23 protein-coding genes and 5 pseudogenes are annotated in these 22,892 nt (G+C 54.3%); 17 read left to right on the top strand and 11 right to left on the bottom strand.

Annotated features, from left to right (window positions below; translation table 11 throughout):
- Nucleotides 1–522: 522 nt before the first annotated feature.
- Entirely contained in the window at nt 523–1,500 is a 978-nt protein-coding gene (locus ACMXYH_RS14995) for a ribonuclease Z (protein ID WP_415767559.1), read from the bottom strand.
- Nucleotides 1,501–1,729: 229 nt separating this feature from the next.
- Between ACMXYH_RS14995 and ACMXYH_RS15000 the strand changes: the two genes are divergently transcribed.
- The 3 genes from ACMXYH_RS15000 to ACMXYH_RS15010 all read left to right on the top strand — a co-directional run bounded on the left by ACMXYH_RS15000 (nt 1,730) and on the right by ACMXYH_RS15010 (nt 3,170).
- Nucleotides 1,730–2,032: a hypothetical protein gene (locus ACMXYH_RS15000; RefSeq protein WP_134422776.1), complete on the top strand. Its 303-nt coding sequence runs from the start codon at nt 1,730–1,732 to the stop codon at nt 2,030–2,032.
- A gap of 135 nt (nt 2,033–2,167) precedes the next feature.
- On the top strand, nt 2,168–2,332 hold the full coding sequence (locus ACMXYH_RS15005) for a general stress protein (RefSeq protein WP_129444056.1): 165 nt from the start codon (nt 2,168–2,170) through the stop codon (nt 2,330–2,332).
- A gap of 247 nt (nt 2,333–2,579) precedes the next feature.
- On the top strand, nt 2,580–3,170 hold the full coding sequence (locus ACMXYH_RS15010; protein ID WP_415767560.1) for a cyclodeaminase/cyclohydrolase family protein: 591 nt from the start codon (nt 2,580–2,582) through the stop codon (nt 3,168–3,170).
- A gap of 588 nt (nt 3,171–3,758) precedes the next feature.
- Here the strand turns inward: ACMXYH_RS15010 and ACMXYH_RS15015 are convergent.
- Nucleotides 3,759–4,043 carry a LysR substrate-binding domain-containing protein gene (locus tag ACMXYH_RS15015; protein WP_134422770.1) on the bottom strand — a complete coding sequence of 95 codons (285 nt, stop codon included), beginning with the start codon at nt 4,041–4,043 and terminating at the stop codon, nt 3,759–3,761.
- Between the two features lie 31 nt (nt 4,044–4,074).
- Between ACMXYH_RS15015 and ACMXYH_RS15020 the strand changes: the two genes are divergently transcribed.
- A complete protein-coding gene (locus ACMXYH_RS15020; RefSeq protein ID WP_415767561.1) occupies nt 4,075–4,329 on the top strand; it encodes a hypothetical protein in 255 nt (84 codons plus the stop codon).
- A gap of 54 nt (nt 4,330–4,383) precedes the next feature.
- Nucleotides 4,384–5,951: pseudogene (locus ACMXYH_RS15025) on the top strand (thiamine pyrophosphate-requiring protein); the annotation flags it as partial.
- Nucleotides 5,952–6,201: 250 nt separating this feature from the next.
- On the opposite strand, the gene ACMXYH_RS15030 reads toward ACMXYH_RS15025, so the two are convergent.
- A complete protein-coding gene (locus ACMXYH_RS15030; RefSeq protein ID WP_415767562.1) occupies nt 6,202–7,542 on the bottom strand; it encodes an SDR family oxidoreductase in 1,341 nt (446 codons plus the stop codon).
- 253 nt (nt 7,543–7,795) lie between these two features.
- On the opposite strand from ACMXYH_RS15030, the gene ACMXYH_RS15035 reads away from it, so the two are divergent.
- Genes ACMXYH_RS15035 through ACMXYH_RS15045 form a run of 3 tightly spaced genes read left to right on the top strand, consistent with a single transcriptional unit; the run spans nt 7,796 to nt 9,698 of the window.
- Nucleotides 7,796–8,446 (top strand): hypothetical protein, encoded by a 651-nt coding sequence (locus ACMXYH_RS15035; RefSeq protein WP_129444046.1) that lies wholly within the window; start codon nt 7,796–7,798, stop codon nt 8,444–8,446.
- Entirely contained in the window at nt 8,446–8,877 is a 432-nt protein-coding gene (locus tag ACMXYH_RS15040; RefSeq protein WP_129444044.1) for a phage holin family protein, read from the top strand. The genes ACMXYH_RS15035 and ACMXYH_RS15040 overlap by 1 nt, the downstream gene beginning before the upstream one ends.
- On the top strand, nt 8,874–9,698 hold the full coding sequence (locus ACMXYH_RS15045) for a DUF3618 domain-containing protein (protein ID WP_415767563.1): 825 nt from the start codon (nt 8,874–8,876) through the stop codon (nt 9,696–9,698). The genes ACMXYH_RS15040 and ACMXYH_RS15045 overlap by 4 nt, the downstream gene beginning before the upstream one ends.
- A gap of 76 nt (nt 9,699–9,774) precedes the next feature.
- On the opposite strand, the gene ACMXYH_RS15050 is transcribed toward ACMXYH_RS15045, so the two are convergent.
- From ACMXYH_RS15050 to ACMXYH_RS15065, 4 genes and pseudogenes are all read right to left on the bottom strand, one after another.
- The gene (locus ACMXYH_RS15050; protein ID WP_129444040.1) at nt 9,775–10,014 is read right to left on the bottom strand and encodes a hypothetical protein; all 240 of its coding nucleotides are present in this window, start codon (nt 10,012–10,014) and stop codon (nt 9,775–9,777) included.
- A 541-nt stretch (nt 10,015–10,555) separates the two neighbouring features.
- Nucleotides 10,556–11,128, bottom strand: coding sequence for a carboxymuconolactone decarboxylase family protein (locus ACMXYH_RS15055; protein ID WP_415767564.1), 573 nt, complete (start codon nt 11,126–11,128; stop codon nt 10,556–10,558).
- Nucleotides 11,129–11,186: 58 nt separating this feature from the next.
- Nucleotides 11,187–11,306, bottom strand: a pseudogene (locus tag ACMXYH_RS15060) (YkvA family protein); the annotation flags it as partial.
- A gap of 188 nt (nt 11,307–11,494) precedes the next feature.
- Complete coding sequence (locus ACMXYH_RS15065) at nt 11,495–12,274, bottom strand: MBL fold metallo-hydrolase (protein ID WP_415767702.1); 780 nt, start codon at nt 12,272–12,274, stop codon at nt 11,495–11,497.
- A 55-nt stretch (nt 12,275–12,329) separates the two neighbouring features.
- On the opposite strand from ACMXYH_RS15065, the gene ACMXYH_RS15070 reads away from it, so the two are divergent.
- The gene (locus tag ACMXYH_RS15070; protein ID WP_256661676.1) at nt 12,330–13,334 is read left to right on the top strand and encodes a GlxA family transcriptional regulator; all 1,005 of its coding nucleotides are present in this window, start codon (nt 12,330–12,332) and stop codon (nt 13,332–13,334) included.
- A 378-nt stretch (nt 13,335–13,712) separates the two neighbouring features.
- Here ACMXYH_RS15070 and ACMXYH_RS15075 read toward each other — a convergent pair.
- Nucleotides 13,713–13,856, bottom strand: a pseudogene (locus tag ACMXYH_RS15075) (hypothetical protein); the annotation flags it as partial.
- 108 nt (nt 13,857–13,964) lie between these two features.
- Between ACMXYH_RS15075 and ACMXYH_RS15080 the strand changes: the two are divergent.
- Nucleotides 13,965–15,341, top strand: coding sequence for a cytochrome ubiquinol oxidase subunit I (locus ACMXYH_RS15080; protein WP_415767565.1), 1,377 nt, complete (start codon nt 13,965–13,967; stop codon nt 15,339–15,341).
- A 12-nt stretch (nt 15,342–15,353) separates the two neighbouring features.
- Nucleotides 15,354–16,355 carry a cytochrome d ubiquinol oxidase subunit II gene (gene cydB / locus ACMXYH_RS15085; RefSeq protein ID WP_415767566.1) on the top strand — a complete coding sequence of 334 codons (1,002 nt, stop codon included), beginning with the start codon at nt 15,354–15,356 and terminating at the stop codon, nt 16,353–16,355.
- 199 nt (nt 16,356–16,554) lie between these two features.
- Here cydB and ACMXYH_RS15090 read toward each other — a convergent pair whose 3' ends face one another.
- Nucleotides 16,555–16,815: a hypothetical protein gene (locus tag ACMXYH_RS15090; protein ID WP_129444033.1), complete on the bottom strand. Its 261-nt coding sequence runs from the start codon at nt 16,813–16,815 to the stop codon at nt 16,555–16,557.
- Between the two features lie 247 nt (nt 16,816–17,062).
- Nucleotides 17,063–17,620: an ATP-dependent Clp protease proteolytic subunit gene (locus tag ACMXYH_RS15095; protein WP_129444031.1), complete on the bottom strand. Its 558-nt coding sequence runs from the start codon at nt 17,618–17,620 to the stop codon at nt 17,063–17,065.
- Nucleotides 17,621–17,884: 264 nt separating this feature from the next.
- On the opposite strand from ACMXYH_RS15095, the gene ACMXYH_RS15100 reads away from it, so the two are divergent.
- From ACMXYH_RS15100 to ACMXYH_RS15110, 3 genes are all read left to right on the top strand, one after another.
- A complete protein-coding gene (locus ACMXYH_RS15100; protein ID WP_415767567.1) occupies nt 17,885–18,316 on the top strand; it encodes a general stress protein in 432 nt (143 codons plus the stop codon).
- Between the two features lie 290 nt (nt 18,317–18,606).
- On the top strand, nt 18,607–18,918 hold the full coding sequence (locus ACMXYH_RS15105; RefSeq protein WP_415767569.1) for a hypothetical protein: 312 nt from the start codon (nt 18,607–18,609) through the stop codon (nt 18,916–18,918).
- Nucleotides 18,919–19,264: 346 nt separating this feature from the next.
- Nucleotides 19,265–19,501 carry a hypothetical protein gene (locus ACMXYH_RS15110; protein ID WP_129444025.1) on the top strand — a complete coding sequence of 79 codons (237 nt, stop codon included), beginning with the start codon at nt 19,265–19,267 and terminating at the stop codon, nt 19,499–19,501.
- Between the two features lie 188 nt (nt 19,502–19,689).
- On the opposite strand, the pseudogene ACMXYH_RS15115 reads toward ACMXYH_RS15110, so the two are convergent.
- Nucleotides 19,690–20,581 (bottom strand): annotated as a pseudogene (locus ACMXYH_RS15115) (AraC family transcriptional regulator N-terminal domain-containing protein).
- A gap of 138 nt (nt 20,582–20,719) precedes the next feature.
- Between ACMXYH_RS15115 and ACMXYH_RS15120 the strand changes: the two are divergent.
- The 3 genes and pseudogenes from ACMXYH_RS15120 (at nt 20,720) to ACMXYH_RS15130 (ending at nt 22,869) form a co-directional block, all read left to right on the top strand.
- Nucleotides 20,720–21,464, top strand: a pseudogene (locus tag ACMXYH_RS15120) (SDR family NAD(P)-dependent oxidoreductase).
- 29 nt (nt 21,465–21,493) lie between these two features.
- Complete coding sequence (locus ACMXYH_RS15125; RefSeq protein ID WP_415767570.1) at nt 21,494–21,895, top strand: VOC family protein; 402 nt, start codon at nt 21,494–21,496, stop codon at nt 21,893–21,895.
- Nucleotides 21,892–22,869: a saccharopine dehydrogenase family protein gene (locus ACMXYH_RS15130; protein ID WP_415767571.1), complete on the top strand. Its 978-nt coding sequence runs from the start codon at nt 21,892–21,894 to the stop codon at nt 22,867–22,869. The genes ACMXYH_RS15125 and ACMXYH_RS15130 overlap by 4 nt, the downstream gene beginning before the upstream one ends.
- Nucleotides 22,870–22,892: the final 23 nt, after the last annotated feature.

The following is a 22,892-nucleotide window of genomic DNA, read 5'->3' on the forward strand; positions in this document are numbered from 1 at the left end:
TATCTCTGTCGGCCATTTATGCTCGGTGTTCAATGTCGAGCAAACAGTCTCTGCCTCAGCTCTAACCTCAAACACACCGTGTTTGCTCGCTGAGCCTCCCTCAACCAGATCTACAACCCTATATCGCTTGTTGCCATCCTCTAGTCTGGTGGTTTCAATCACTCTGAATCTGGGCCCCATGGTGCGCTTCCTGCTAACGAATGGTGTCCTACAAGTACCGCCAAGGCACGACGATTTCAATACCAGCGCAAGGTTCAGCTGAGACAATTTATGACAGCAGATTGCGGCTCTATTTCTCAGGGCCGAGACTGGAACGTAATTCGGTTGGACTCATCAGTGAATGCGAGCACGAGCACGCGGTTATCGTTCGATGAATTTCACCCGCTTTTTGCTTCCATACTGCTTCAGCAAAAGCGCTCAGGGCTCGGCTGGGGTCGGGGTACCGGCGGAAGGCTTGAGCTCCACTTCATTGCACGGCCCCTCATTTTGATTTGCAAGCGCGGCGCTGATTACAAATAGTAATCAGCATCGCGACAAGCGGCCGATGGCAGGCTTCAGGCGACCGTCCCGACCCAGGTGGTAGCGTTGCAGGTCATCCGCCAGGATCAACTCGCCGGTGAAGTGTGCCGCTGCTTCCTCGCGGACATCATCAATGGACGGGCTAAGTTTGGGGTTGGATTGATAGCGCGCGCTGAAGTGGGTAAGCACTAGATTTGGGATGCGTGCCGACTCAGCAAAACGCGCCACAGCAGCGGCACTACTGTGTCCATAAGTCGTCCGCGTGCGATCGATTAAAGGCTGAGTGAAGGTCGCCTCGTGCACGAGCACGTTTGTGCCAGGCGCCACCTCCGTCAATAGTTCGGGGGAATCGTTATCGCCGCAAATGATGATGCGCTGGTCTGGTCGGGCAGGCCGTAAATAACGATTGGAACGAAATATCTGTCCAGCATGCTCAACATCATGTCCATGCGCCAGCTCTCCCCAAAGAGGGCCTCGGGGGACACCATCTGTCTCGAGGCGTTGCACATCCAATCGTGGGTCAGGGGTGGCCTCGGAAAATATATAGCCATGACATGGGACTCGGTGGGAGAGGACAACGGTGTTGACTTGAACATTGCCATTTCGCCAGCCCTCAAAGTTTTCGCTCGCATGCAGATGCAACTCGAAGGGTAGGTAGGACTCACTTACAGTCACGCTTAGACGCAACCAGGCATGTAGGGCAACCGGCAACACTATATGTAGTGGTTCGAGACGTCCCGACATGGCGGCGCTGGCCAGCAAGCCGGGTAGGCCGAAGCAATGATCGCCGTGAACGTGCGTGATGAAGCATCCTCGAAGCTCGTGTAATGACAATGGAGTACGCAACAGTTGATGCTGAGTGGCTTCACCACAATCGATCAGATACCAACCTCTGCCTGCGGACTCGAGCAAAGCGGTGCCGCTCACATTTCGATTTCGGGTCGGAACGCCTGCTGAAGTACCGAGAAATACGAGATCCATGGCCGACCCTTTCTTAAAGTGATCTGATAATCAGGCAGCGAGTGAAGCGCCGAAAAAATCCTTTTTCCCACTCTTATGTCTTCGACAGGCTGAAATGGGCATTTGGCTCTGTGTTCTTCAGTTCCGGTGGGTACTGAAGCGGATACCCACACCGTTTGTCCCTTGCGCTGCACTTGGATGCACTGGGTTACTCCAAAGAAGACCCACTACTCCGCATTGGAGCCCCCCTATGAAACCGCATTCAACCAGCACTCAAAATTTGCCAGAAAATGACTCGAGCCATCCGAATGATGATGGCTGCATTTTGGGCACTGCCGGTCGCGACGAAGATCCAAATGCGACTACCGACTGGGATCACGAAAGCGACTCTGCGGGCAATGTTCTGACTCCGGAAGATGCGCGCGGCTTGCCCGGCTACCCGAGTGACTCAGAAAATGATCAGGCACCCTCGATACCGCCTGCGCGGCAATCGAACGGTGAAACGGAAACGGTTATTGAAACACCGAAACAGAACAATGACCGCGTTGATTGAGCCGCAGTAGTCGCATTTGAAGAGGCTTTTTTCATTATGGCGGCGGCTAATTCCCGTTGGTCGTGTCAACTGGGCGAAGGCTTATGGTGCCGCCTCAAATGAAGGTAACTATTTTTTGCTTTAAGGAGATCAGCCATGACCAAACGACAAGAACCGCATCACGGCTTTTCCGATGACCCTCAAAAAGTCAAAGAGGCGGGGCGCAAAAGCGAGCCTAATGCCAATGTCGCAACTGACAAGGCTGAGAAAGCTCGAATCGGCGGGCAACATAGCCATGGCGGGACGCGCGGAGAACGGTGATAACAGCTGACCTGCTGTCATGCCTATGTCAGCAGGTCGGTATCCTCATAAAGCAGGGCGAGACAACGAACCAGAGAAGAACTACCGAGATCAGTTGAATGAGCAGGACTTCGGTGAGGGGACGGACGAAGAGCACGTCAGTAGGGAAGAGGAACCGGCGGGTGACAGAGACAGGGTTACGCCGGGCCCAGTAGATGAAGAGCGACTACCCAATTAGTCATACCCTGCCTTAAAGGATGTGCTGCGGATGAGCATTTGGTCATCAAGCCTCGAGTCTTTTCGAGACAAAATTGCGGCCGATACTTCGGTACCAAGCTGCGGTGCCACGTCATGCGTCTGTGCCAGCTTCGGGCTTGCGCTTCTCCTCATGGCGCTACGAAAATCTGCTGCCTGTAACCTGGAGGACGAGCGGAAAAAGACCATCTATGAGGTGGAGCAACTGATGGACGTCATGAAGGCCCACGCCGACAACGATATTCGAACGTTCAGTGCTTTTATCAAAGAGCCTGCGGTTGACTCTCAAGGTCACAGTCAACAGCGAACACTGGAAATTACCTTAGGTGCACTCGCTGCTGCGAGATGCTGCCTTCAAGGCATCGAACTTGCGGAGACAGGCTTACCCTGTGTGAAGCCATTCTTGCACTGCGATGTGGTCGCCGCCGTCTTAACCATGCACGCAAGCCTCTCGGCAATACTGCTGAATGTCGATTCGGACGTTGAACAGCTCGCACCGTCCGCTAGGAGAACTGATTTGGTTCATAGCCGCTCCGACCTTCAGCGAAAAGCCGATGAAGCGCTCGCTCGCGTCTGGCGTGAGGACAAACCGCTCCTGGCGTGAGCACGTAGCCAAAACACCTGTTCAAATCGATACAGAGCCTCCACGGCTGGCGAGATCGTTGAGAGCAGGGTGAAGGTCACGAATTGCTAGGGGAGGCTTAGAAGCCATGCCCCTGAAAAAATAGTTTGCGAGCCCCCTTGAAATCAAAAAAACGCGACGGAGTTGTTATATTTGATTCCAAACAAAAAGCAGGGAACTTCATCACACTGCTTTTTCCAATAGCCAACGGCTTTAGGGCCATCGACTCGATTGCTTCGCCGTTGCTTTTGCCTCTGTCGTTGTCTTCAGGAAATTTAAAAGGAAGTAAATGGCAGGGATGGGCGGAAGGCGGCTTTGCCCGCAGGGCAAGGAGGGATCGTTTTTTGCGACGCAGGCGCGGCTGGTTTTTGATTTTAGAGCAACCAGAAGTCCGTCAAAAAAGCTGGATGGATTACTTTAGGTCACGATCTTCCCGGTCGAAACCGGCATCAGCAAATACTAAAAACCTACGACATGCACCTTGTCAGCATCCTACTCAACCGCTTGATAGCCCAGGGGAGGGGCGAATCATTTTTCACGTTTCACGTTTCACGTTTCACGTTTCACGTTTCACGTTTCACTCGTTACGAGGTGATTTCCGAACCGCTCTACAAAGAAGTCTACAAACGCTCTCACCTTCGGAGACATTTGCTTACTGCTAGGCCAAAGAATCTGGAAAACAGTGGTGCGGGTCATGTACGAATCCAACACAGATCTGAGGCTCCCATCAGCCAGGGCATCCTTGACCGCAAAATCCGGCACGCAAGCGAAACCGCGTCCGTCATGCACCAGATGAAGCAATGCTATCAAGCTACTGCTGATTGAGCTGCACTCTGGCGCCGAACGTGTCTCCAAAGAGTCTCATGACCTTGCATTGGAGGCATCTATGAAAACCCCATCTACTACCCAGGACAAACCCATCAAGGATCTGGGCAACCCCAATGACGACGGCTGCGTGCTAGGCCAGGCTGGCCGTAATGAAGATCCGAATGCCACCACGGATAGGGATAACAAAAGGAATTCGCCAGGCCATCGTCAAGGGCCGAATGAGGCCCGGGGGTTACCTGGTTACCCGCACGAAGCCCCCGAAGAAGAGCTTGGCATTGAAACGCCCGAACAGGACAACGACAAGGTTGGCTGAGCTTCACCTGTCGTTCCAGCAGCGACTCTACGCATAGGCGAAAGGCGAGGATTAATGACAACGACAGTCAGCGATTTTCTGGTTGAGCGACTCAGCCAATGGGGCGTAACGCGGATTTTTGGTTATCCGGGGGACGGTATCAACGGTGTTTTTGGGGCGCTGAGTCGTGCCCAAGGCAAAATCGAATTCGTTCAGGCACGGCATGAAGAAATGGCTGCGTTCATGGCCTCCGCTCACGCCAAGTTCACGGGAGAGCTGGGCGTATGCATTGCGACCTCTGGCCCCGGCGCTTCGCATTTAATCACGGGGCTTTACGATGCGCGAATGGATCACATGCCGGTGTTGGCCATCGTCGGCCAGGAAGCGCGTGCAACACTTGGGGGCAACTATCAGCAAGAGTTGGATTTGCTGTCTATGTTCAAGGATGTAGCTGGTGCATTCGTGCAACAAGCCTCGACGCCATCGCAAGTCCAGCACTTGATCGACCGGGCGGTGCGTACCGCAATTAGCGAGCGTCGGGTGACCGCGCTGATCTTGCCCAATGACTTGCAGGAAGCCGAATACAAGGCGCCCGCCAGGGAACACGGCACCGTTCATTCAGGCGTCGGTGATAGCAAACCGAGGGTTGTTCCGTATGAGGCGGATCTTCAGCGAGCAGCGGATGTGCTGAATGCCGGCGAAAAAGTCGCCATCCTCGTTGGCGCTGGCGCGTTGGCTGCGACCGATCAAGTCATTGCAGTTGCCGAGAAGCTCGGCGCTGGTGTCGCCAAGGCCTTGCTCGGTAAAGCGGTACTGCCCGACGATTTACCGTGGGTCACCGGCAGCATCGGCCTGCTCGGCACCGAGCCCAGCTACAAGTTGATGACTGAGTGCGACACTTTGCTGATGATCGGTTCAGGCTTCCCTTATTCCGAATTTCTGCCTAAAGAAGGCCAGGCGCGCGGTGTCCAGATTGATCTTCAACCTGACATGTTGAGCCTGCGCTATCCGATGGAGGTGAACCTTGTGGGCGATGCGGCCGAGACCCTGGCGGCGCTGCTGCCATTGCTGGAACACAAGACCCCACGCAAGTGGCGTAAAAAGGTCGAAGGCTGGCGCGCCACCTGGGAGAAAACGTTGGAAAAACGCGCCTTGGCCAAGGCTGATCCGATCAACCCGCAACGGGTGGTTTACGAACTCTCACCACGCCTTCCTGGACACGCCATCATCACCAGCGACTCAGGGTCGTGCGCTAACTGGTTCGCGCGTGACTTGAAGATTAGGCGCGGCATGATGTGTTCGCTTTCCGGCGGCCTGGCATCCATGGGCGCCGCCGTGCCGTATGCGATTGCAGCGAAATTCGCTCACCCGAAACGCACAGTGATTGCCCTGGTCGGCGATGGCGCAATGCAGATGAGCAACATGGCCGAGTTGATTACCGTCGCCAAATATTGGCGGCAGTGGCAAAGTCCGAAGTGAATCTGATCGAATTCAAGACTGACCCGAATGTCCCATCACTGCCGCCGCATATCAAACTTGAGCAGGCGAAGAAATTTGCCTCGACCTTGCTGCAAGGCGATCCGGATGAAGCTGGCGTCATTGTGCAAACCGCCAAGCAGATTTTTGGGGCTGTAATGCCTGGAGGTTTCCAAAAAGTAAGTAACGCTCCAGCTGTCAGGGATGCCTGCCAGCTTTTTTGCGTTCGGAGACATCGGGCGAAGCACTAAATGTTGCGAGACTTGATGAGTCGATTGTTTACCTTGGAATTTCGGAAATCCTCGCAAAATGCCGATGACTCATAGGCTTGTGAGCCAATCATCTCGCGATTGGATCCAGGTGTGAACGTGCGGCCTGCTGTTTCTCAAACAATGCCAGCAGGTTCCATGACTCTAATCATGCTCTTTCGTAGAGAGCACGTTCGCGCCGTCCATGACGATAAAGCGCAAACAGAGCTCCGCCAATTAATAGCGTTGCGCCGACTGCCAATAGCATGGAAGGTCTCCGCTTGGCTGCGCGCCAGCCACCTTCAATGCGACGTTGACCGCTTGGCGGCGCGAAAAGGTTGCCTGATGTCGATGCCGACTGTGGGCTGTGTTCCAGGCCCATACGAGTCAGCCATCCATATAGAAGGGGAAAGCCGGGCACCAAAAAATGCGCTAGTCGCGCCATCGTGGCTGCTCCTCCCACGGTGGTACTCGGCCTTGGACGTAACGCGCAGGCAACCATACCTTGGGCGACGAGATGCGGATCATAAATGGGTGGAGGTGGCTTAAGGGCATGACCGGTGAAATTACCCCCGTCACGAAATCCCGGTGTGTCCATGACGGCTGGATAGATATCGCAGACATGTATATCAGGATACTCATTCAGCTCACCACGTAACGCTTCGCTCAAACCCCGCAGACCGTATTTGCTGGCCGAGTAAGCTGCTGCGTAGGGTTGTGCGCCCCAGCTCCCGAGTGAAAGGGTATTGATCAAAATACCCCGTTTTTGCGCCTTGAAATAGGGCCAAGCCACATAGGCTCCTCGCAGGTAACCGAGCAGATCCGTTTGCAGCACCTGCTCATGAGCCTCAAGAGGTGTTTCCTCGAAGTTGCCCACCGCACCGACACCTGCATTGTTGATCCAGATGTCGATGCGACCGTCCCCAAAAGCGGCAGCCTGATCGGCCAACGCTCGCATCTGTTCGCTGCTTGTCACATCAGTGCGAACTGCCAGGGCCGTCGCACCGCGTGAAACACATTCTTCGACGACTTCAGCAAGCGCCGTTTCATCACGAGCACCAAGCACCAGACGGGCGCCCTCGCTGGCGAACGCATGTGCCGCCGCACGACCTATGCCGCTTGATGCCCCGGTGATGACCACCAGTTTGTCGCAGAGTGGCCCAGACGCCTTGCGACGGTAAAGATCAGGGGTGGCGTTGATTCCTTGTGTGGGGGGATCCACTTGGGCGGTATAGCGCACCTGGTTCAACTTCAGACGTGCACCATCGGCCAAGGTTAATGTCAGGTCTTCGATGGTGCCAGCGACCCGATTTGGAAACACTGGTTCACCTAAAGGGTCAAGTTCGTCATACAAAAATTGCTGACCTTCCAGCCACCCGACGGCGGTCATTAACTCGGGCTCTAGGTAATACTTTCCATCGAGAAAGAAGCCTGAAAAATTACGAGTGCGTTCGAGGCTTTCGACGGCGTAACGCTCGCCTGGCTTCATACCGGTTAGTGAGTGAATCATGGTGACATCCTCAGGTTCGGCTGGTGTTGCGATAGAGGACGGGTTGTAAACAATGTTCCATCGAAATGACCCAAAGGCGTACAGATTGATGGGGCAGTCTTTCTATCCTTCGGCATCTAGGGAGAAGTTGCATCGCTCATCATTTCATTGGAACTCCCTATAACGCTGCTCCGTCATCTGAAATGAGGGGGGGCTGCGGGCACTTCGTGGCGAACCCTGATAACGCTTTTTCATCCAGAAGGCGAGGGACGACATGAATACTTCAGACAGCACCACCGGAAGTCAGCCAGATAAACCCAACTCCGGAGGGACAGAGCAGAACTTCGAACACTTGAAAGAAAACGTTACTGAGGCGCTTGGCGACGCCAGGCAGCAAGCAGACGCGCAGTTTGGACAATACCGCGACACGGCAGCAGACCAGATAGAGGCGCTGGCCCAAGGAGCGAAGTCCTTCGTTTCCGAGATCGAAAGCAAGGACACGCTCGGCATGTCCGATTACCTTGCAGACATGGCTGAATCCATGAGTGGCCTGGCGGGCAATCTGCGTGGAAAAAGTGCCGAACAGCTGCTTCATGACGCCGCCGACCTCGCGCGTAACAACCCTGCACTCTTCATCGCCGGCAGTGTTGCGCTGGGTTTTGGTCTATCGCGCTTCCTGAAAGCAGGGAGCTCGCCTGCGGCGACATTCACTGATACCAGCGATCCAGCAGCAGGTAACTCAATGCCTCCGTCAGGTGGTTTTGGCGCTCAACGACCCTATGAAACCTCCGTTCCATCTCGCACCGATCAAAGCCCCGGCCTGGCCACTGGCATCACCCCGCCTTCACCGAATGAGCATGATCATCCTTTGGACTTCGCAACGAACTCGACACCCGGTTCAACAAACGTCAAAGGAGCACTGTGATGAACAGAGATGATCCAGATTTTCCGGGCTCAAGACCAGTGCCTGTGCCTGATCCCGACGCTTCGGTCGTCGGGTTGATACGGCAGCTATCCCGTGAAGTGCCTGCGCTGTTCACCAAGGAACTCGCTTTGGCCAAAGCAGAGCTTCAGGCGAGCCTTACGACGCTCAAAGCAGGCATTGCCGGTGTCGCGGGTGGTGTGATTGTGCTGATGGCAGGGTTCATCATCTTATTGATGTCCGCCGTCTATGGCCTGAGCACTGTCCTAGCCCCGTGGTTGGCAGCCCTGATTGTCGGTGTCGTGGTGATGATCGTAGGGTTCGCCATGCTGCAGTCCGGGAAAAAACAATTCGAGCCGTCCCACTTCAAGCCTGATCGCACGCTAGATGCCTTGAGCAAAGACCAGGAAGCGCTGCGGAGGAAAGTCTCATGAACAGTGAATTCGAAACTGAGTCGCAGAAAAGCCCAGAGGCTATCGAGCGTGAAGTCGATGCGCAGCGGGCGAGTATCGGCAACATCGTTGATGCCCTAGAAAGCAAATTCACGCCGGGTCAGGTGTTCGATCAGGCGTTGTCTTTGATGCAGAGCAACGGCACGACATTCCTGACCAACCTGGGCACCAGCGTTCGAAATAATCCCCTTCCTGCGGTACTGACGTCGGTTGGATTGTTGTGGTTGATGATGAGCCAGAACCGTCCGCCAACCCCTCGCCCTGGTTATCGCGCCGGCCCGGATCAGAACACAGTCGGAGAATGGGCCGATGGGCTGGCCGACGGCATCGACAGCGCGCGTGACCATTTGCACCAGACCGCCGACACGTTCAAGGAAGGGTACCAGACCGTCAAAGGTAAAGCTGCGAGCCTGGGGGACAACCTGGAGGCTGCCACCGAAAACATCAGCCATGCCGTTCATGACGCCAGCGACCGTTTGGTGCGCAGTACACAAGTGATGAGCAATCAATTCAGCCAGTTGCTGAAGCAGCAGCCTCTGATGGTAGCCGCTGCAGGTATCGCGTTAGGGGCGATGTTGGGGGCGGTATTGCCTTCGACGGAGACTGAGCAACGCTATATGGGCAAGACCAGCGCAGGCCTGGCCGACAAGGTAAAACAACAGGCGAGGGAGGGATTTGATGCGGTGCGCGATACGGTGACAAAAACGACTGATCACTCAGACGTAGACGTGAAACCGGAAGGGGAGCTCCGGGCAGCATCCGAGACGCCGGCCGATCAATCTCGAGGATTGGGTACTTCATAAAAGGTTGACTGAACGACGGGAGGTCTGACACTGACCTCCCGCTTCTCATTTGGTCAAACATACTTCAAGCCTGCTGCTAGTTGCCATCCGCGACCTTACGTTCTATCTCCGCTGTTTTTCGATTGAGTTCCTCAACCTCTTGTTCCTTGGTTCGGGTAGAAGATGGCGTAATGGTTTCATCGACTCCTTTGGTGTCGCTGTCCGCGTCCTGTAAATCTCTTTCGACCACATTCACGGGTTTTCCCGATGTATCGGTGGGTGGGGCATCGGACGTTGGTTCTGATTCGAAGTCGTTATCACGGTCATCATTATTCATGTCGCTTTACCTCCATAGACCTACACATTGGATACAACGGTGCGAGTTCGAGCTTTTTTAGGCGTTCACATTGACTGTCGGCGGTCGTTCATTCGCTTTGACCTCGATTACCAATTGAATGAAGAGAACAACAACTATCGTTGCTGAGTCAGTGGCAGTGTCGCCAAATTAAAATACTGATGCCGCCGAAAAAGTGGCAACAAAGTGAGGCGAGAGACTGCCGAGCTGAAGGTTTACAATTGGTGCAAGCTGTCCGACGTCGAAACATATTTGCAGGTGTCTTCAACCTTGACCGCGTTAGCATCGCCAGAAAGCGCCAAGCGGTGCAGACGATCTGCGATCCTGCATGAAGCCAAGGTATACATGGACGTCGTTGGAATTTCGTTTGTTACAGCCTAGCCTCATCACCGTATGAGGAAGGTACCTGAGAAAGGCCACTTAGCACGGTCTGAGCTGCCAGGGAGACCGCGTGCAGTGCTTACGACCATCTCTCTTGGGATGATCGCCAAGAAGCAGAGCGAGCTCAAATTTCCGGAAGCGGTTATTCCTGCTGCCAAGCCCTGCCCTCGAAGATCTTGTCTAGAGGGGTATGAAAGAGGTGATTGGAATAATTACTCAACGTCTTTATCGCAATCGCCAGAACGACCTCCAAGATCTGCCGTTCGCCATAGCCGACCCCCTGGAATGCATCAACGTCTGACTTAGACGGCAACCCCCGGGTATGGAACATCACACGTGTGAACGCGGCCAATGCCGAGAGCTTTTCATCTTCGATCTCCGTGTTGTCACGAATCGCATTGGTGGCTTGCGGGGCGAGCCCTGACTTCATATCGGCAATGGTGCTATGAGCCGAGACACAGTATTCGCATCCGTTTTCGCGACTGATAACCAAAAAAATCAACTCCTGCTCCGCCGATGTGAAACCTGACTCGTTACGGAAGGCTGAATAGCCTTCCAGGTATGTCTCCAGCAGGCCAGGCGAGTTCGCCATGTGGGAGTACATGTTTGGGAGAACGCCTGCTTGTGCTTTACCTTTGGTCAAAACGTCCTTTGCTCGGCCTTCGGAGGCCTCCAGTTCAATAGCTGGCAGCGTCATTTGGTATTCAGAAAGCATGTAAGTGCTCCTCATAATATAGACTGATTGGTCTTTTAATTGGTAGCCAGAGTATTTAAATGACAACCTCATCCAGATACCCGAGGACAGGAATGAAATCGGGGGCAAGGTCGATTGGACTCAACGAGTAGGCCACGACTAACACGGAAATGCACTTCGGCAGCCAAGGCGTTAGTGGAACCTGATAACAAAATCAGAGAACAATGGTTTGGCGCTTGAGATTCTTGGCCCGGCTCCGCAGGTGTTCGAGGATTCCGTCCATTTTGACTCCGTCCCTATCAGTGCCAATTTTCGTAGCATCCGCAAGAAGTTTCTAAATTCGTGCCGGCATACAAGCTGGTGGACACACCTCACGATGGCTATTAGTTAAAACGTGAACTCCATAATTTCGCCATCTGCTGGGATCCGCAAGCGCTGGTCAATACCGGCTAGTTTTCCTGCTTTAGCGAGCGCAGGTCTAGTTACCGGGCAATGGCTGACCGCCTCCATGTGATTGGCCACCACCGTTCCGCGTTTCAACCGGGTGAATTCAACGACCTCGTCAATCCCCATGATAATATCGTCACCAAAATCAAATTGTGCGCCGCCAGCAGGTACTACGCTGACTTGTGGCTGATGATGTAGCACGAAATCCCTTATGGTCGGCGTGAGAATTGTATCGCCAGCCAGATATAGGCTGGGTTCGCCTGGCATTTCGATAAAGTAACCGACACCGTGCTCCATCAATTTGCCTATCAGGCCTTTCCCATGGGTGCATTTGATTGTACGAATCGTTCCGCCCAAAAAGAGATTAGGCTGCTCATGATTTTCAGGAAGCGGCTGGATGTTTAGGCCTTGCTTTGCAAGATGAGGCGCGTCGTGCGGTGAACAGATCACTGGAATTTGTCTATCGCGAAGCCATTTTTTAGCTGCTCGATCCAAGTGGTCGAAGTGCCCCTTTTGGCAGTGGGTGATTAGACAGTGGGTTACCGCATTGAGAACAGCCGGGGTTGAATCCGGCAATTCGACGATTGGGTTACGCTGCCTGGCGCCGAATAATCGTAACGGCGGAAGCGCATCTTTTCGCGCCATCATTGGGTCGACAAGGATACGATAGAGGCCAATTTCGACAATGATTGTGGCATTTCGAATTTGTTGAATTTTCATCATAAAACCCTCCTGGAAAGAGATCTCATGGTGCCAATCCGATACTGAGGCCATAATGGCGAAACTAGCCATAATCGATTCATTTTCAGCCATGCCCAGAACCTTACGAATTGGACTGCTCCTTTTCTCCAACTGCATGCCTGCGGGGTTGTTTGCATTCGCTGATCTTCTGTACGCAGCGAATCGGCGTACAGGTCATGATCTGTTTGAGACTGTCTATGTTGCGGTGCAGATCGGGTCAGTTGAATGTGCGCATGGCGTAACGTTGCAGGCGACAGAGTCCCTCGACAGCGACGAGCTGGACGCCATCCTAGTTCCAGGTTTCTGGGCGGAGTCGTCGCAGGAGGTTGAAACGGTGTTGGTAGCTCACTCGCCCTTGGTGGCAGCGCTATCGAATCGTGCCAAAAGATGCACGCTTTTGAGTTATTGCACGGGGGTTTGTCTACTTGCAGCGAGCGGTCAGTTAAATGATCAGGCGGCGACGATTACATGGTGGCTCGTGGAGACAATGGCTCAACGCTATAAAAAGGTGCGCTGGCAAAGCGAGCAGACCTGCATCATTAATCAGAGAACGGCCACAGCTTCAGGCGTAAACGGATATCTACCCATTGCCCAGGCGCTAATCGAAAAGAATGTCAGCTCTGAAATTTTTCGAGACCTCATCAAGTTGATGGTGCTACCACGCCCGGCAGTCGTTCACACCGCCTTTCAGACAATAAGCCTAATGGAACAGTCCGACAGGTTATTGCGTAAGCTAATTGTCCTCGTTGAGCAATTGCCGGCTGAACAACTTACAGTGGACAAATTGGGGGATAACCTCGGAATGTCCGCGCGCACTCTAGCGCGCAAGGTCAAAAAAGAAACCGGCCTAGCGGTTGCAGCCTATGCCCGTCTTATAAAATTAAACCAGGTCAGCGAACGCCTCACGTTGACGTCATCAACCGTCAGCACAATCAGCCTAGAGCTTGGTTTCAGCAGTGATTCCAATTTGCGGAGAATGTTCAAAGAGTTGACTGGCTTAACGCCAGCGGAATACCGACAGAAGTTTGGTCGTTATTGATTTAAGTAGGGTCTTTATTAAGTGTCTAGTCAAAGTTTCGCTTCTGCATTCTGTTTCGAAATCTGTCGCTCCCTTAACGTAACGAGCATTCATGTAATCGTTCAGCATCATTTTTACTTTCCTGCAATGCAATCTCAAAAATTAGGGTTGCTGGCGAAAAATTTTTAGCCTTGCTGCAAAGAATTCGAATAGCGAACTGATGACAGAATGCCGTAGCTTATCAAAATACTGTACGTGATATTTTTTATATAGGTTTTGATCGCGGCACATGTAAACGTATTTCAATCAATACACTGGTTTTCGAGTGGGATTTGCCAGCGAGGTGCGAGTATCGACAGTTCTACCTGAGAGATGGTCAGGTCATTTGACGATGATTAGTCAACCTTTCGAATGAAATTCTCGAGCTAAGGCCCAGCACACATCGGTTATGCCAAGTTGTTCTGCTTGTATTTTAGCTTGGCACATTGGCATAAAAACAGGACGGGGCACCGCATTCACTCCTGCGTGGAGAGCGGCAAAATGACAGGCATCGGCCTATTCCCGTCAATACCATTGGTAATCCGCGTAAATATCGATTGCTGCTGCCAACCGCTGATTCCCGTCTGCGCTGGCTAATGGGGAGTGGACGGCATGGACGCGGTTGATTCGGTACTGATTGCGGCGCGTGTCCAGTTCGCGATCACCATCAGCTTTCATATAGTGCTGGCGGCACTCACCATCGGTTTGGCCAACTTTCTGATGGTGCTTGAAGCGCTTTGGCTGTGGCGTGGCCGAAAAGTCTACCTGGATGTGTATCGTTACTGGTTGAAGGTATTAGCCCTCAATGTGGCGGTGGGCACTGCTTCGGGACTGATTCTGGAGTATCAGTTCGGTCTCAACTGGTCGCGGTTGTCGACTCAGGCGGGAGATATCCTCGGCCCCTTGATGTTCTACGAAGTGCTTGCCGCCTTTTTTTTAGAGGCTGGTTTTCTTGGCATCATGCTCTTCGGGTTGAAGAAGGTCGGCCCTCGTATTCATTTCTTCGCCACTTGCGCGGTGGCGCTCGGATCACTGATCAGTGCGTTCTGGATTCTGTCAGCCAACTCCTGGATGCATACACCCGCTGGTTACTCCATTGCCACAGATGGGCGTTTCATAGCCGACGACTGGTGGGCAATCATCTTCAATCCATCGTTCCCTTATCGACTCGTGCATATGACGTTGGCGGCACTGCTCGGCAGCGGCACGCTGGTAGCCGGTATCAGCGCCTGGCAGCTGTTACGTGCACCTGAGAATCCGCGAGCTCGGCTTACATACTCAATGGCGCTTTGGGCGATTGTGGTGCTTATACCAGTACAAATTCTCGCGGGAGATCTTCATGGTGAGCACAGCTTTAAGGTTCAGCCGCAGAAGGTGGCCGCCATCGAAGGCTCCTGGACTCGCCCAGCTGAAGGAGCGGGCGAACCTTTACGCTTGTTTGCCATTCCTGACATGACCGCGCGGCGCAACCATTGGGAAGTGGCTATTCCGCGCATTGCGTCGCTGTACTTGCGGCACGACCTGAGTGGCACTATCGCCGCGCTGGACGAATTCCCTCCTGAGAACATCCCGCCGGTGCCTGCGGTGTTCTTTGCATTTCGCGTCATGGTCGGTCTAGGCCTATTGATGCTGGGACAGGGCCTGACCGGTTTGGTATTGCGACGGCGGCAACGATTGTACGCAGCGCGTTGGATGCTCCGAGGGTGTGTGCTGATGACCCCGGCTGGATTTGTGGCGATGCTGAGTGGCTGGGTAGTGACCGAGGTGGGTCGCCAACCCTTTACCGTCTATGGCCTGCTGCGCACCACTGACGGTCTTTCGTCGGTGTCTCGACAGCAGGTGATTGGGTCAACATGGTTCATCCTGTCGTTTTACCTGTTGATATTCGGCGTTGGCCTATGGGTGCTTCTGCGAATACTGCGTGAACCACCGCACGAAGACGAGGCCGGGCCACAGCCAACCCTGGCTGACGAGACAGGTGATTCCTAAGGGCATGAATCCATGTTGGACAATGACTGGATAACACTACTTTCTGCGGCGGCCTTGGCGTTCTCAGTGATGAGCTATGTGCTACTGGATGGCGCTGATCTTGGTGTAGGCGTACTGCTTGGTCTTACCCGCTGTAGCAAGCAGCGACGTGCCATGGCAGTGACTATTTTGCCGATTTGGGATGCCAATGAAACGTGGCTCGTACTAGGTGGCGGCGGCCTCCTGGCACTATTTCCGCTGGCCTACGCCATCCTGCTGCCGGCGCTTTATTTGCCCTTTATTCTGATGTTTTTGGCGTTGATTCTTCGAGCGGTAGCGCTGGAATTTCGTGATTACTGGCCCAGTGACGGAATCAAGCGCATGGTCGATGGCTTGCTGCTGGTCGGTTCACTGCTCGCCGGCGGATCTCAGGGCGTGGTGTTGGGCACGCTGGTACAAGGCGTATCTAATGACGGCGGGCAATACAATGGTAACGGTTGGGAATGGCTGGCTATGTTCCCGCTGTACTGTGGCGCGGTGCTCGTCGTGGGCTACACATGGCTGGGCGCCTGCTGGCTTTATTGGCGTACTCAGGACGATCTCCAAAGGAGATCAAGCCGTCAGGCGAGGACGCTGGCAATCGTAACTGTGGTGCTATTGGTCGTGTTGGTGGCCTGGACAGCGACACTCGATACTCGCTATGCGCATCGGCTTTCAGATCCTCTTGTCTGTCTGCCGGCCTCAACGCTGCTCATTGCACTGCTAATTGGCTTCATCTTGGGATTTCGAAGCCGCCGAGAATATCTACCGCTGTTCGCTGCGTTGGGAATCTTCGTCTTGGCCTTCGCATTGATGATCGCAGCGCTTTATCCGCTGATTGTCCCGCCGCATTTGACGTTGCAAGCCGCCGCCTCCAGTCCGACCAGTCAAATTTTCATGTTGGTCGGTTTCGCCGTGCTGATCCCAGTGACCCTCATCTACAACACCTACGGCTTTAGCATCTTTAGCGGGAAGGTTCGTGCTGCTCGCGATTGACTGCAACGCTGACCTGCTTCTGACCGGGTAAGGGCGAAAAGCAATGGCATCAATTGAGGGAATCGGGGCGCGCTGACTGGTGACCGTTACAACGATCTCGCACGGTTCAACAGCCGCGCCCATCAGCGTGCCCGCCTACTCTGAGAATGATGCTGGCACAGCATCGATGTTGAGGATGGCTTCAACGTCTAGCGAAAACTCATACATCGATTTGGAACTCCAGATCACCGTTGTCTAACTTGTGCGTCTGAGCCACCGTGCCTGTCAGATGTTCTTTGGGGGAAAGGATTATTGTCAAGGAATGTGCCTTGTGTAGGTCATCTGGTACTGGAGAAAGCACCTGCACCTGAAAAGCGCCGGGGGTGATAGGCGTAATGACAAGGTCGCAATCAACGCTTTTCGCTATAGGGCCGAAAAGAGTGTCGTGGAAGTAATTCAAGCGTGCGGCAGTGGTGGCCATGGCAATCTCCTTGAACATACAAGGGTTGAGGGCTAAGGGCTGAAGCTTTTGCCCCATCTATGCGCTAGACGGAGGGTGTGACGCTTGAGTTCAACGCCAAGGCCCAACGGTGTATTTCGAGGCCCATTGCTTGGCGTGCTTTTTTCTAGGCTATTTCCCCAAAGCGCCAATTCCATGATGGCAGCAACGATTGCTCTCTCGTGATTAGTCTTTGATATACAGCTATATATCGCGGAGCGGGCTAGGCTCATCCACCGCTGACTTTCCAATGTTTGACATTATCAGCGAACATCATTTGCTTCATCTCATGCGCAATCCCGTATGCAAGAGACTCATGAGCGGCGATGACTTTTTCTTCCGCTGAAAGGCAATGAAAAATATCGAGCTTGGTCTCTGCATCAGCCGTTTCGAGTGTGAAAATTTGCACGTAACGTGCAAGGTCGTTGTCGAGGCTCGACAGGTATTCACGCAGGCGCTGATGGTCGACTGATTTTTGGCTGAAGTACCAATTCATCGGGTGAATCAGGAAGCGTGAGTGGGGCGAGGTGATACGGCGGCCTGCCGCCAAAAACATGATGATGCCCATTGATTCGATGTTGCCCGCGTTGATCGCGCATAGCGGCACCGGCAATGACTTCAGGAACGTGTAGAGGGTGAAGCCAAAGTTCGTGCTACCCCCGCTTGTAGAAAGATTGAGGAGCAAGGAGGTGGCGCCTTGATCGATGGCTTCGAGGCAACAATCCCGGAAGCGCTCAGTCGTTCCCTGATCGATCTGGCAATGAAAATGCACGATGTGTTCAGTCATCGATTGACCGCCTGAGTGTGATGCATGGAGGGCTTCTACGAGTTATTAAGTCTAGTAAACATCGATCGTTTTAATCTGAAATTCGACGAAGGATGCCCCCTCTATGACGCATACTCCGTCCATCGAACGCGCTCATTTTCGATGGAACCAAATACCCCTATCCACTCGTCGCGAGCCCAATATTTCCGTTCAAACTTTCTGTTTTGTGCGTCCTCCCAATTAGACGAGCCCATGCTCGTGCTAACGATGTAGAGGTGAACAAAAATGGCCAATACAGGAAACAAAAATCCAGGCAATTTTTCTAATGACCAGGACAAGGCTTCTGAAGCCGGTAAGAAAGGTGGAGAAGCCTCTGGCGGAAATTTTGCCAAAGATCCACAACGCGCGTCTGAAGAAGGCCAAAAAGGTGGTCAAGCTTCCGGCGGACAACAATCTCGCGATAGCGATCGCATGTCCGGAGGCGGGCAGGGTACGAATCGCGGAGGCGAATTTGCCGACGATAAAGAAAACATGTCCAAACCAGGCCAAAAAGGCGGCCAAGCTTCAGGCGGACAACAATCCAACAAGGCTGATCAATCGTCCAGCGGTGGGCAAGGAAGCGGACGCGGCAGCAATGTCGCCGATGACCGCGATAAGTCCTCTGAAACGGGACGCAAGGATGATGGGATGAGCGGAGGCGGAGGACGCAAACCCTGATGACGTCTGACCCTATCAAGCCCCGAATCTTTCGGGGCTTGATTTCGATATTCCCGGCCAATACTGAGATCCGAGCCTTGGCTCAAAACTCAGCGACGAATATGTTTGGGGGGAACAATATCGTAGAGGCGAGTGCCGATCGCCAGAATTTTAAGAATTGCTCTAGCGCTTTCGAAGGGATTGGCCCCAAAACCATCGAAATTTTCACGCAAGAGGCGGCACAAGTGATCCTATGAAGAGGTATCGGCCTTATTCACGAAACTACCTCTTAAGATGTCGAGGTTATCTAAATGCACCTGGTCGAAATTTTTTTGCCGCTCAACACTAACGATGGCACACCTCAGCCCGTTGAGCTTTTTCGCCGTGTAGGGGAACAGATGGCCGATCAGTTCGGAGGGGTCACGGCGTTCACCCGCAATCCGGCGAAAGGTTTTTCGCTGCAGGAAGGTAACGAGAGAGCAGAGGACGACGTCATCGTCTATGAGGTCATGGTTGAAGCTGTTGATCGGCTTTGGTGGCAAAGCTACAAGCGCGATCTAGAAGAGCGTTTTCACCAGGAAGAAATTCTAATCCGCGCCACTGCCGTGAGTCTCATTCGCTAACCAAATCGCTGAGACGAAATAGATGCAAGAACTGCGAATTGTGGACACCAAGATGGTAGTGCCGTGCAAATGACTCGTGAATGAGCAATTCGGAGGCGTGGCTAATCACGCTCTTGTAGGCAGTATCCAAAGGCTCGGTCAGGAGTGAACTGTCTCGGTAGACGGTCAACCGGGGTGACGCCTTAGATGCGCAACAGTGCAAGTGCTAGCCGACGTACCGAAACCCATCGGTTACTCGATTGCCAAGAGTGGCGTTTGCATAAGAAGGCCCAAGCGGAGCAGCTGAACGAAAAGCTGACCAATAATTCAATATCGTAGGCTGATCCCACATTACAAGGATCTCACCGTGCACAACTACACTCTGGAATACCTGTTTAACGGCGAGCCCCGCACCCACATTTTCGAATTGAAGCAGCCTCAGCTGCCCGCACATGAGGCGGCGATGCACCTGCTACAGCTGCATTTTGGGGATGGAGAGAACAGCCTGATCATGCCCACTGCGGACGCGACACCGGAGGAGATTTTAAAGCAGGCTGAGCTGGTAGGGCTGACGCAGATTAAGGTCGTCGATCAACCCGGTTGATTTAAGGTGCAGCGACCTGCAGCGCGCGCCTTGGCAGATTTAAAGGGATGATCTTGGCCGATTGCTGCCTGTCACAATGGACTGCAACCGACCCATACCGAAAATTGATCCCTTAGATCTTAACGAGATGTGCATGGGAACGGCTGACAAACTGGCTCAATACTTAATAGGCTAAAAAACCAGTTTATCTACCTTGCATTGCTGCGGGTTTCCCCAAGAATTCTTGCCGCGTCTCGCGCCGGCAGTAAGCCAAACACTCGTGCGTAGTCGCGGCTGAATTGCGTAGTGCTTTCATATCCGACCTCGAGTGCCGCGCTGGTCACACTTTTGGCGTTGGCCACCAGCAGCGTCCTCGCGTGAAGTAAGCGAACTCTTTTTTGATACTGCAACGGGCTTAGTGCGGTGACGGCTTTGAAATGCCGGTGAAAGGCTGACACGCTCATCGCAGCCCGTTGTGCCAGCGTCTCCACCCGCATGGATTCGGCAAACTCCCGGCGAATGTACTGGATGGCTAGGCTGACCCGGGCCATGGCGCTATGGGGTGCCGCGATATCACGCAGCATCCAGCCGTGGGGGCCTTGTAAAACACGGTACAAAATCTCTCGTTCGTAAACCGGCGCTAGGGCCGCGATATCTTCAGGCCTGGCCATCAAACGTAGCATGCGCACCCAGGCGTCCATCAAGTCGGGCGTCACGGCGGCTACAGAAAATCCTGCATCCTTGTCGTATTGTCCGAGGGGCTTTAGCAGGTCGGCTAGTAGGGTCGCCAAAACTGTCGGGGCGAGTGTCAGGCTGACTGCCAGGTAAGGCCCGCCGCTAGCGCTGGGGTAAACTTGACCGACCGCAGGCAACTCGATGGACATGACGAAACGTCGCCGGGTCATACCGAAGCGTGCGGTCGCCGATGGTCATTGATTTGCTGCCTTGCAGGATCAGGTTAATCATCGGGTCGTAAACGGCAGCCAGCAGGTGTTCAGGGATTTTGCCCTGCACCATGGCTACGCGCGGGATGCCCGTTTCCGTGCGGCGGTTCTCAGCCCGAGAAGCCAAAGCGCGAAGTTCCTCCAATTGATTTTTCATGGGGAGCATCTGAACTCAGGCTGATACACCCACGCAAGCAAAAAGCAGAAACAGGCAGGATTCGAGTAGGAACGGCTGCGCTCGTCGCGATGGCGAAGATTACTGTGGTGATTCAACTCAGTGACATTGGAGCAGCGAATGAGCGTTATCGTCATTACCGGTGGCAGCCGGGGCATCGGCGCCAGCACTGCCGAACATTGTGCCAGGCGCGGCATGGGGGGGCATCCTGACCTACAAGAGCAATGCTGATTCAGCAACCGCTGTCGTCCGTCGTATCCAGGCATCGGGCGGCGAAGCTGTGGCGCTTGAGCTGGACGTCGCCGATGTCAGCAGCTTCGACAAGTTTCGTGAAGCCATCGTAATAGCATTACAGGCAACCTGGGGGGTGGCAACGCTCGGCGGCCTGGTGAACAACGCCGGCCACGGCTTGTTCAACCCCTTGGAGTCGGTCACCGAGGCACAGTTTGACGGCTTGCTGAATGTTCACCTCAAAGGCCCGTTTTTCCTGACTCAAGCCTTGCTGCCGCTGATGGAGGAGGGTGCCGGCATCGTCAACCTGACCAGCGCCACGACCCGCGTCGCCACGGCGGGTGTCGCGCCTTATGCGGCCTTCAAGGGCGGTCTCGACGTGCTGACCCGGTACATGGCCAAAGAATTCGCTGATCGACGCATACGTGCCAATGCTGTCTCGCCGGGGGCGATTCGCACCGAACTGGGTGGCGGTTTGAATGACGAGTTCGAGGCGTGACTCGCATCGCAAACCGCGCTTGGCCGAGTAGGCGAGCCCCAGGACGTCGCTCGCGTGATCGCCATGTTGCTGTCCGAAGAAGGAAGCTGGATCAATGCCCAGACTATCGAAGTTGCAGGCGGCTATTTCATCTGAATCCGCATCTGAACAGTGAGGCAACCGCAATGCTTGATCATATTTTTATCTCCGTAAGCGACGTTGAACGTTCCATCCTTTTCTACACCGCAACGCTGACCCCGCTTGGCATTACCGCGCGGCTTGACTACGACGGCAAGGACGGGCCGCCAGGCCATTCTGATCTCAAGGGCTTCGGCGCCAATGGGCGGGTGTTCTTCTGGTTGCGCGAGGGCGTAGCGCAGGGGCGGGCAGTTCATGTCGGCTTCGTGGCCAACAGCAAGGCCGAGGTCAACGCAGCCTATACGGCGGCTATGGGAAATGGAGCTGTCGACAACGGCCCGCCGAGTACACGCCTGCATTACGACCCCAATTACTACGCTGCCAATGTCCTTGACCCGGACGGTTACAGACTCGAATTTGTCTACAAAAACTGGCAGCACACTCAATGAATACGTTGATGATCTACGGCGCGACGGGCTACACCGGTCGCATGGCTGCCGAGCATGCCACGGAGCTGGGGCTGGACGTTGTCATCGCTGGGCGCAATGCCGAAAGGTTGGTGCCGCTCGCCGCGAAACTGGGCGTTGCTTACCGGATCTTCGCGCCTGATGCCCTGGCAACAGAATCCCTGGACGGCATCGGCGTGCTGCTGAATTTTGCCGGGCCTTTCGCACAGACGGCGGACGCCTTGATGCAGGCCTGTATCAAGGCTGGAGTCGACTATCTGGACATCACGGCGGAGATCAATGTCTATAGGCTGGCGGAACGGCTCGGCGCGCAGGCTGCCGAGGCGGGCGTCATGCTGTTGCCCGGTGTCGGCTGGGACGTGGTGCCGACAGATTGCCTGGCAATGCACGTCGCTCGCCGTGTGCAGGATCCGCAGTCGCTGAAAGTGGCGCTACAAGTCGCCGGCTCCATGTCGCGGGGATCGGCCTTAAGTGTCAGCGAGATCATTGGCGCGGGCCTTTTGGCGAGAGTTGAAGGGCTACTGGTTGCAGCCCCCGATGCGCAGCCGCAACTCTTCGATTTTGGCGAAGGGCCGGTACTGTGTGCGCCGCTGTCTTTCGGTGATCTGGTCACCGGCTGGCATACCACCGGCATCCCCAACATTTCCATGTTCGTGCACATCACTGGCGATGCTTTCCCGGAAGGCGATCTCTCACTACTTCCCGACGGCCCAAGTGCTCAGCAGCGTGAAGTCTATCGCGCCCGTGCCGTGGCTGAAGTCATAGGCGCTGACGGCACAATTGCGCGCTCGGTCATTGAGACCGTCAACGGCTACACCTACACACCGTTAGCTGCTGTGGAGGCAGCACGGCGGGTGTTGGGCGGTGAGCGCCGACCAGGCTTTGAAACGCCCGCACGAGCGTTTGGCGTCGGATTCGCCGAGACGATTGCAGGCACAACTATCACGGGTTTTTAGGGCGCTACAACGCCTCGATTTCG

This window comes from Pseudomonas frigoris, assembly GCF_047758635.1.
Lineage (GTDB): Bacteria > Pseudomonadota > Gammaproteobacteria > Pseudomonadales > Pseudomonadaceae > Aquipseudomonas > Aquipseudomonas frigoris.